This window comes from Spirulina sp. CS-785/01 (assembly GCF_028330525.1).
GTDB lineage: Bacteria > Cyanobacteriota > Cyanobacteriia > Cyanobacteriales > Spirulinaceae > JAQMSD01.
Genome location: NZ_JAQMSD010000076.1, coordinates 1 through 9574, shown reverse-complemented (window position 1 = coordinate 9574; position 9574 = coordinate 1). Strand labels below are relative to the sequence as shown.

7 protein-coding genes are annotated in these 9574 nt (G+C 43.1%); 2 read left to right on the top strand and 5 right to left on the bottom strand.

The window, feature by feature from the left end:
• Positions 1–476 precede the first annotated feature (476 nt).
• Positions 477–3554: a type ISP restriction/modification enzyme gene (locus PN462_RS04430; RefSeq protein WP_272126779.1), complete on the bottom strand. Its 3078-nt coding sequence runs from the start codon at positions 3552–3554 to the stop codon at positions 477–479.
• 158 nt (positions 3555–3712) lie between these two features.
• Complete coding sequence (locus tag PN462_RS04425; RefSeq protein WP_272126778.1) at positions 3713–4813, bottom strand: class I SAM-dependent methyltransferase; 1101 nt, start codon at positions 4811–4813, stop codon at positions 3713–3715.
• Between the two features lie 241 nt (positions 4814–5054).
• On the opposite strand from PN462_RS04425, the gene PN462_RS04420 reads away from it, so the two are divergent.
• Positions 5055–5699: an IS607 family transposase gene (locus PN462_RS04420; protein WP_272126777.1), complete on the top strand. Its 645-nt coding sequence runs from the start codon at positions 5055–5057 to the stop codon at positions 5697–5699.
• A gap of 59 nt (positions 5700–5758) precedes the next feature.
• Here the strand turns inward: PN462_RS04420 and PN462_RS04415 are convergent, their stop codons facing one another.
• The 3 genes from PN462_RS04415 to PN462_RS04405 all read right to left on the bottom strand — a co-directional run bounded on the left by PN462_RS04415 (position 5759) and on the right by PN462_RS04405 (position 7707).
• Positions 5759–5962, bottom strand: a complete 204-nt coding sequence (locus PN462_RS04415; RefSeq protein WP_272126776.1) for a hypothetical protein — start codon at positions 5960–5962, stop codon at positions 5759–5761.
• Positions 5963–6149: 187 nt separating this feature from the next.
• Complete coding sequence (gene dxr, locus PN462_RS04410; RefSeq protein ID WP_272126775.1) at positions 6150–7349, bottom strand: 1-deoxy-D-xylulose-5-phosphate reductoisomerase; 1200 nt, start codon at positions 7347–7349, stop codon at positions 6150–6152.
• A gap of 214 nt (positions 7350–7563) precedes the next feature.
• Entirely contained in the window at positions 7564–7707 is a 144-nt protein-coding gene (locus tag PN462_RS04405) for a hypothetical protein (RefSeq protein ID WP_272126774.1), read from the bottom strand.
• Between the two features lie 270 nt (positions 7708–7977).
• On the opposite strand from PN462_RS04405, the gene lpdA reads away from it, so the two are divergent.
• Positions 7978–9399 carry a dihydrolipoyl dehydrogenase gene (lpdA, locus tag PN462_RS04400; RefSeq protein WP_272126773.1) on the top strand — a complete coding sequence of 474 codons (1422 nt, stop codon included), beginning with the start codon at positions 7978–7980 and terminating at the stop codon, positions 9397–9399.
• Positions 9400–9574 lie beyond the last annotated feature (175 nt).

The following is a 9574-nucleotide window of genomic DNA, read 5'->3' as shown; positions in this document are numbered from 1 at the left end:
CCACGCCCTAAAGGAGCGTGGATTCTTGGTTCAACGAATCTCCGTTAGCTAGCAGGATTTCTCCAACCAACCAAGAGGGAGTTTCTCCCCAAGCGTTAATTTTCGTGCGCCCCACGATATATAAAGCCCTTTGCAGGATGGTCAATCCCAAGACACTAAGGGTTTGTCGCACAGAAAGCATAAAATTTCAGTTCTCCTGGTATTTGCATCTTTTGAGTTAGCAGACACCGGATTCGATTAAGGGGTTAAAGCGGCGATACTCAATTATCGCGGCTCTATTCCTCCTTTCAGTCTTCATTGAATGTCAATGTTTAACAGGAAGGAATGCTTGTTGATCTTAACGCATCCTAAAACATTCCCTGTTTAGATGCAGTAGGAGCAACTCACGAATTGCCCCTACGCTCACCGAAAAAGCAGTCGATGGGATATTGTAGGGTGGGCAATGCCACACCTGTCAAGGGGTTTAAAGAGAAAAATTATGCAAAGGGAAAATCAGGAATTAATTGATCAATGTGAGTCATAATTTTTTGAGTTTCCGTTAACACAACGACAATTTTCTGATAATGGAGAATTTCCTCAGATGATAATTGTCGTTTTGCTTTCTTTCTATCCTTTAACCATTTCTCTAACACCTGATATCCCCCCACCTTAAACTCCCAAATGCGTTTCGGTATCCCCGAAAAACGACAATTTTTATGGATAATGACTTCTTGCTTTGTCTCGTTATATTTAACTTGACTGACAGGAGGTTTTTGCTCCCCGTGATATTCAGTTATTAAAGTTTTGAGTTGGGGAGACTTCATTAAATGTAAATTAACTAACTTTCCTCCCTCTTTTGCTAAATTTTGAAATAATTTTTGATTGGAGGTAATAGGAAGACGGGGAAAGTCTCGTTTGAGAAAATCTGCGTATCGTTGACGATAGGTGGGAGAATGCAGAATTGCGTAGAGATAGTAAAAAATTTCCTCTGGAGTGGGAGTTTTACCCATGTTTTCTCTGACATTTTGTAGGAATTCTGGGGAGAGATTGGGATGTTTTTCGAGAAATAAATTCGTTTGTTGGTTGTCGGTGTCTGGGTAAATATAAAGGGGAAAAAGAGAGTTATTTTCTTTTAAGGATAACGTATGATTCGTGATAATTTTATTAGTACATAAAACTTGATCATATTCTCTGCTTCTTTCAATTCCTCTTGCAGAAATGAGACATAAGTTTTCCTTTTTAATCACATGACTCATAACCTCATTTCTTGGCCGACAAATAAATCCCCTAGATTTACCTGTATAATAAGTGAAACGAGTATCGAAGGGCCGATATAAAATTGGCATAATTAACTGACTTCTAACCCCAGTCTCTAGTAAATCTTGCTTTGCAACAGACACATTCCATTCTTTAGAATCTTTCCCTAAATTATACTTAAATCGTGCATCTTTTTCAGACAAGGAAGCAAAATCATTAACAACATTAGCAACATCTTCCCTAGTCCATTGAATCGTTAAACTATCCCTTGCAGTAACTACCCCCAAAGAATTAATAGGCATAATTTCAGTAATTTTCCATCCCTTTGCATATTCTTCCCATAAATCCTGCATTTGGGGGATTAATAAATAAAACGGAGAAACAGGATTAATTACTTCCCACTCCACCGTCTCCAACGTAACCTGAGTTAAAAACTGATACTTTGACTCTCGACTCCCCCAAACCTCTGCATGATAAACCGTTGCAAGATCAGAGGGAGACTTCTCCCCATCTTTAACAAAAATCCCAATACACACCCCTTGTTGAATATCAAACACATTTTGATCCGGACTCCCATCGGGACAAACCTCTTTTTTCTTCGCATTCCCATGTAAATCTAAAATATAAATGCGGTCAAAACTCTCTAACAAACGTTGTCGCATCCCTCGAAAGGTGGGATTGTCTAAATATCCGTGATTCGTCACAAACCCTAAAATCCCCTGATGAGTCTGATCAATCTTCCACTGTCCAAACCGGATAAACTTCACATAATCATCTTGTAACCACTTGGGATTTTTCTCATTTAACGGGTTTCCGTCCACTTGATAATAGTCTCGGACTAATCCCCCAATCCAAGGACTAAAATTCTCTGAATGGCCAGAATAGGGAGGATTTCCCAACACGACATAAATGGGAATTTCATTTTTAACGTCTGCTGCTTGGTTTGCTTCTTCGGAAATATACTTCCCTAACAGCATTTCTGATTTTTTCTTTCCCTCATCCAACGCATTACTCAGATAAATCTTTAATCTCTCTTTATCTGCAAACTCATACCCCAATCTCTCTAATAATAATCCTAATTTTAAATGTGCGATGGTGTAGGGAGTCATCAGTAACTCAAACCCATACAACCGACTTAATACTTTATTGTCTCTAAATAATAGATTCCAGCGATTAACTCCATATTTTTCAAAATTCGCCCGAATTTGTTTAATGACTGCATATAAAAAAGTCCCTGTCCCAGTGGCCGGATCTAAAATAGTCACTTTACGACTCCCTAACCCGTATTCTAAATCAAAATCTTGGTCTAAGATATCATTAACTGCTTTGACAATAAAACTCACCACAGATTCAGGAGTATAATACACTCCGCGACTTTTCCGTAAGGATGCGTCATAGGCCGCTAAAAAGGTTTCGTAAAAATGAACAATGGGGTCTTGTCGGTCAGTTTCTTGACCAAAGTTTTCTAAAATATTCCCCATTTCTACTTTCGCTAAAAGCTCAATGAGTTGCTCAATTGTCCAATGAATTTTACTAACAATATCTGTGGCAATAACGAGATAAAATAATCCTTTTAAAAAAGGGATTTTGTCACTAATAAAAATGCTGGCAGTTTGACGATCAAAGCGGAGAGTATCCCCTTCCTGTGCGTGACCCACCCTTGCGGTAAAGAGTCCATAAGCAATGGTTTGAGCATACATATCCGCAAAGTCTGACCAGTTTAATTGGGGTAGTAATAACTCCTCAAATATAGTGTAAAGTTGTCGTAATTCTCCGGTTGAGTCTTCTTGTCTTAACCCTTCTTTAATCCCATAACGAATGGCTTTAGTTGTTGCGGCCATTTGCCTAGCTAAATCATAATAGTTATTGATAGCTTTTCCGGTATAATTAAGAAAAGATAGAATTAAATTTTCTGTATCAATTGCATCATTAATAGGAATAATTTTATTATCGTCTCGTTGAGCGACTATAGCTTTTGCTTTCAACTTTCCATTTAAATACCAACGAAACTCTAAATAATTGGTTAAAATAAAGTTATTGCCAATAGATGACTCGAAATAACGTTGTAATTGTTCAGTTTCTTCAATTTTGTCTAAATTAGCATCAATTTGTTTGGCTTCAATATACCCTAATAAACTATTATTTTTGCGGACTGTAAAATCAGGGATTCCTGCTTGGTTACTTCTTTCTTCAATGCTGGCCGTAATCTCCAACTTTGCACTTTCGATCAATGTTTGCAACGCAGGATAATGAGTACGCTCACTGGCTCTCTCTAGGTTATTATTTTCGAGAGTCTGTAAATAATGGGTTAAATTCATAGAGCAGATATCAAGAATTGTAGGTTGGGTGGAGTGACAGTACCCGACAAAAATTTGTCTCACCCAAGGATGATACCAGTTGCGGAAACTGCCTCGCAGGACTCAAGGCCGAGTAGTAGGGTGGGCAATGCCCACCCTACAGAGTTACCTTACCTCCCTCAAGCAACAGAAGCTGCTTTCTTCGCCACCCAATACTTACTCATAAAGTGTTTCATCGTCTGAACCTCAGTAAAACCCGCCGTTTCAAGGCGTTTCACTAAATCATCGGTGATGTAATGGCGATAGTAGGGTTCATGGAAAATAATGGGAAAATTCTTCATATTCGGGGCAAATTCCGGACTATCAAGGGCCTGAATGGAATCACAGATAATAAATGTTCCTCCTGGTTGTGTTACCCGGTATGCCTCGTTAATCACATTTTGCCGTGCTTGGGGAGGCAATTCGTGGAAGAGAAAAACCGAGGTGACACTGTGGAAATAATTATCGAGATAGGGCAATTCTTCCGCATTCGCGTGGAGTAACTGCGGCAATTCCCCCGGAATTTGCGAGAGAATCTGATTGGCTTTGCGGAGGTAAGCGGGGGATAAATCCACCCCGTAAAGGGAGGCTTTCGGCAGAGTAGCGCGAATCCCTTGCAGGGTATATCCTGTCCCACAAGCAACATCTAACACCCGTTTTTGGGCGGGTGGGGTATCTCTGAAGGCTTCTACTGCTTCTTTTAGAGGAGCTAAAATCCGCCGCCGCATGGGGTTGGCCGTCCCACTAAACAGGAGTTCTACTTGGAGATCATAAAGGTTGGCGGATTGGTCGCTCAGATACCCGTCGGTTTGGTGATGGAAGTTTTGCAGGTAGTATTTGGGATAATTTTCTTTGTCGATGGGGGTTTGAAAGTCTTGATAGTTTTTCTCCCGGACTCGTTGCCAAACGTTGGCCATATCAAGCCAGACTTGGGGGTAATATTGCAAGGTGTCTTCCCAGTTGGTGTCAAAAAGGAGACTCACCGGATAAATTCCTTTCTCTGCGTCTTCCCAGTCTGTTTCTAGGAGTTGTTGACGGAGTTGGGTGATTTTTTGCAGAACTTCGGGGGGAAGTTCCATCCCTTTGTCTCGTTCGGGTACAACGAGATCACTCAGACGATTACTGACCACTTTATGAGCAAGACTCAATGCACCTTTCCCTTGTTGTAAGGTTTGATAGGCGAGTTTGCCGAGGTCGGACTGTAAGGGGAGAAACTGTTCGATGCTTGGTGTCGATCGCATATCTTGAAATAATGTTGGGATACATTAACTACGGGAATGAGCGGTTGTTGTTCTGTGTCACAGGCTCACACCCCATTCAATTAATGTACAATAATATTAAGTTTTATGTCTTGAATTTAATTTGTCTCACTGTCCACATCAAACAAGAGTAGCCTGCTAGAAGCATAATTGATTGACATTAATTGACATTAATTGACCTTGGCACTAGAGTGGATGTAGTCCATTAAATTGCCCGTGCTTAATGTCAAAGTATGTACCAGCCAGAGTCGCCCAAGAAAAACTCGGCGTTTCCCTTAGAACCCTCTTGCGATGGGATGAAGCGGGGAAAATCGAAACCATCCGAACCCCCAATGGACAAAGACGTTACAACGTCGAATCAGTCCTCAACCCTTCTCCATCAGAAAAGGCCATTCTCCTCTACGCCAGAGTTAGTAGTCATTCTCAAAAACCTGACCTTGAGAGACAAGCTGACTTTCTTCTCACTCGTTTCCCCAACGGTGAACTCATCAAAGAAGTTGCGTCGGGACTCAACTTCAAAAGAAAAAAACTGCGTTCCCTATTGGAACGAGTTCTCGCAGGAGATGTTTCAATGGTTGTGGTCTGTCATAAAGACAGACTCGCCCGTTTCGGTGTTGAACTTATCCAATGGCTCTGCGAAAAACAAGGTTGTCAACTCGTGGTTCTCCAACAAAGTAACTTTTCTCCAGAACGAGAAATGGTCGAAGATATCCTTGCTATCATCCACGTCTTCAGTTATCGATTATACGGACTCCGAAAGTACAAAAAAACGATTCGTGAAGACTTGCACCCAGTATCGAATGGTACTGAACCGAGAATAACGCCTTCTTCTCAAGAAGTGGGTCAGACTCAATCGGAAAGCGTATAACATGGCTATAGAATACCTGAATCAAAATCAAGGCTTTGACAGTTAATATCAAGTAATGCTCAGTCTTGAAGTATCAGTTGTGGCAAGTCGGTTAGGTAGTCCCAAAACTGTTGCGGCCCGATTCCGAAAAAAATCTGCAAAATGAGAACAACTAAGGCCACGGTGATGGCCGTTTGCAGACTGGCCTTGATGACTTTCAGCAAAAAGGTGAAAATCACCCAAGCAACAATCGCTGATGCGATTAAAAGAATCAGCGTGTTCATTGTTTTTGTTGTTGGTTCTTGGTTGTTGATTCTTTGTTCACGCCGGAGTATCGCTACGGAGAAACCGGGATGAGTGAGAAACCGGGTTTCTTATCCAACGGGAAGGGGAAGATCAAAATATTCTACAGAAACCCGGTTTCTAGAGTAATTCACGAATAATTATCCATTATCCATTATCCATTACTCCTTACCCCTTACCCATCAAAGAAACCATGGGTTTCTCTAGGGTTTCCGTCGCATTCAACACTTCTTGTCTTGCGAGAGCGTCGCTCTCTACAATATCCTCTAGAGTAGGTTGGGCAATGTTACGAGGGGAGAAGCGATCGCACACCGTCTCAATTAAGCGAGGAATATCTAAAAAGCGGATTTGTTCCTGTAAAAACAAGGCCACGGCCTGCTCATTAGCTGCATTGAGAATAGCAGGCATCGCCCCCCCAGCGCGGCCTGCAGCATAAGCTAAATTCATGCAAGGATATTTTTTATGATCCGGTTCACGGAACGTTAAACTCCCCACTTTCACTAAATCTAACCGTTCCCAATTCGTATAAACTCGCTCTGGATAAGATAAAGTGTAGAGAATCGGTAAACGCATATCCGGCCACCCTAACTGGGCAATCACCGAAGTATCCTGTAACTCAATCAGCGAGTGAATAATACTCTGAGGGTGAATAACAATCTCAATATCCTCATAATCTAACCCAAACAAGAAATGAGCTTCAATCACCTCTAACCCCTTATTCATCAAGGTAGCAGAGTCAATCGTAATTTTCTGCCCCATCGTCCAATTGGGGTGTTTTAACGCATCGGCCACCGTCACCGAGGCCAACTGATCGACAGGTAAATCCCGGAATGATCCCCCCGACGCAGTGAGCAAAATTTTCTTGAGTCCTTTCTCAGGGATCCCCTGCAAACATTGGAAAATTGCCGAATGTTCCGAGTCTGCGGGTAAAATCTGAATACCGTGTTTTTTCACCAAGGGAAGCACAACCGGCCCCCCGGCAATTAACGTTTCTTTGTTGGCTAGAGCAATATCTTTTCCGGCTTCAATGGCTGCTATAGTGGGGAGGAGACCCGCACACCCAACAATCCCGGTGATCACGGTTTGAGCATCCCCATATTTTGCCACCTCAATCACCCCCGCTTGGCCGCTGTGGAGTTCGGGCGTATAGTCGAGGGAGGCCACTGCATCTTTTAACTCCCCTAACTTACTCTCATCTTGAATGGCCACAATTTCGGGACGAAACAAGCGAATTTGTTCCACCAAAAGTTCCACATTACGGCCTGTGGCAAGTCCCACCACCCGAAATTGGTCTGGATTTTCCTTGACAATATCGAGGGTTTGTGTTCCTATCGAGCCAGTTGAACCAAGAATTGTAATTGCTTTCACGAGACTGAACCTTAATTGCTGTGTTATGAACGTTTAATATTTGTTTTGGGATCCTATTTCTCTCACTCTAAGATAATCTAAGTCCTTGTGTAAGCCCTAATCCGTCTCTTAGAGCCAGTCATCCTCCCAACGAAAAACCCCCTATCCGGAGGATAAGGGGCTTTACGGCAATCTTACCGTATTTATGATGTGAATCTTTTTAGTTCACAGATTCTTAGTTTAAGGATTCATTATCTTCAGCTTTGTGAGACATCCCATTGTGACGGGATTGAATTAAAGCCGAAATCTGGCGATCGCGGTTATGTTGGCGTTCACGATGACGGGCGGTTAATAATCTAGCTTGTTTATTAATATTCATAAGTTCCTCCGATTGCTGACTTGAGATAGTGGACTGATAAAGAAAAATCTTATTTCTGTATCTTCAATTACATTTTGCCATAACTTTGCTACATTTGTCACATTTTTTTTTGGTAAGGGGTGATGGGTAATCAATGGAGAATTCATCAATCCTTGTCTCCCCCATCTCCCGACTCCCAACTCCCGACTCCCAACTCCCGACTCCCAACTCCCGACGAACCCCAAAGACCCTTATAATGTTAAGGTTTGGTGAATCGGATAAAATATTCCTATGAGTTTTGACTACGACTTAATCATTATTGGGGCAGGAGTTGGAGGACACGGTGCAGCCTTACACGCCGTAGAAGCCGGCCTGAAAACCGCTATTATTGAAGCTGCGGATATGGGGGGGACTTGCGTGAACCGGGGTTGTATCCCCTCCAAAGCCCTCCTAGCCGCCTCGGGCCGCGTTCGAGAACTCCACGACAGTAAACACCTCGCAGCCATGGGGATTCAAGTCGGACAAATCGGGTATGATCGACAAGCGATCGCAGACCATGCCACAGGTTTAGTCGAGAAAATTCGTGGCGATCTCACCAACAGTTTAAAACGTCTCGGAGTCGATACAATTCGTGGTTGGGGCAAAATTGCCGGCCCGCAAAAAGTGTCCGTCCAAACCGAAGACGGAGAAAAATCCTTTAGTGCCGAAAATATTATCCTCTCCACCGGGTCTGATCCCTTTGTTCCCCCCGGTATAGAATTAGATGGCCACACCGTCTTTACCAGTGACGATGCAATTAAGCTGGAATATCTCCCCGACTGGGTGGCCATTGTGGGAAGTGGTTATATTGGTTTAGAATTCTCCGATGTTTACTCGGCCTTGGGTTGTGAAATTACCATGATCGAGGCATTGGATAACTTAATGCCAGGGTTTGACCGAGATATCGCCAAAATTGCGGAACGAGTATTAATTAAACCCCGTGATATTGAAACCTATAGCCGCACTTTGGCGAAAAAAGTCACCCCCGGTGAACCTGTGGTGATTGAGTTGGCCGATGCGAAAACGAAGGAAACGGTGGATACTTTAGAGGTGGATGCTTGTCTCGTCGCCACTGGACGCATCCCGGCCACGAAAAATTTAGGCTTAGAAGCAGTGGGAGTCCAAACCAACCGTCGTGGGTTTATCGAGGTGAATGACAAGATGGAGGTTGTCCTAGATGGCAAACCTGTCCCTCATTTATATGCGATTGGGGATGCTACGGGCAAAATGATGTTAGCCCATGCGGCCTCCGCCCAAGGTATTATTGCGGTTGAGAATATCCGGGGCCAAGAGAAGACGGTGGACTATCGTAGTATTCCGGCTGCGGCTTTTACTCACCCAGAAATCAGTTATGTGGGCTTAAATGAGGCACAGGCCAAGGAGTTAGGTGAGAAAGAAGGGTTTAAAGTCGGAACGGCGAGAACCTATTTTAAAGGCAATTCTAAGGCATTAGCGGAGGGGGAAACCGATGGGATTGCGAAAGTGGTGTTCCGTAAGGATACTGGGGAGTTGTTAGGGGTTCATATTATTGGACTTCATGCGGCTGATTTAATTCAAGAAGGGGCAAATGCCATTGCCAACCGTCAATCGGTGACAGAGTTGGCGTTCAATGTCCACACCCATCCTACTCTCTCGGAAGTTCTAGATGAAGCCTTTAAACGAGCGAAGGTCTAGTCAATCAACAATAAACAATTAACAATTTGTTGTTGGTTGTTTGTGACAAAGGGAACAGGGAACTCCGGAACTGGGAACAGGGAACTCCGGAACTGGGAACAGTAATGTTGTTTGTTCTTGGTTCTTTGTTCTCCCCCATCTCCCCCATCTCCCCCATCTTCCCCATCTCCCCCAT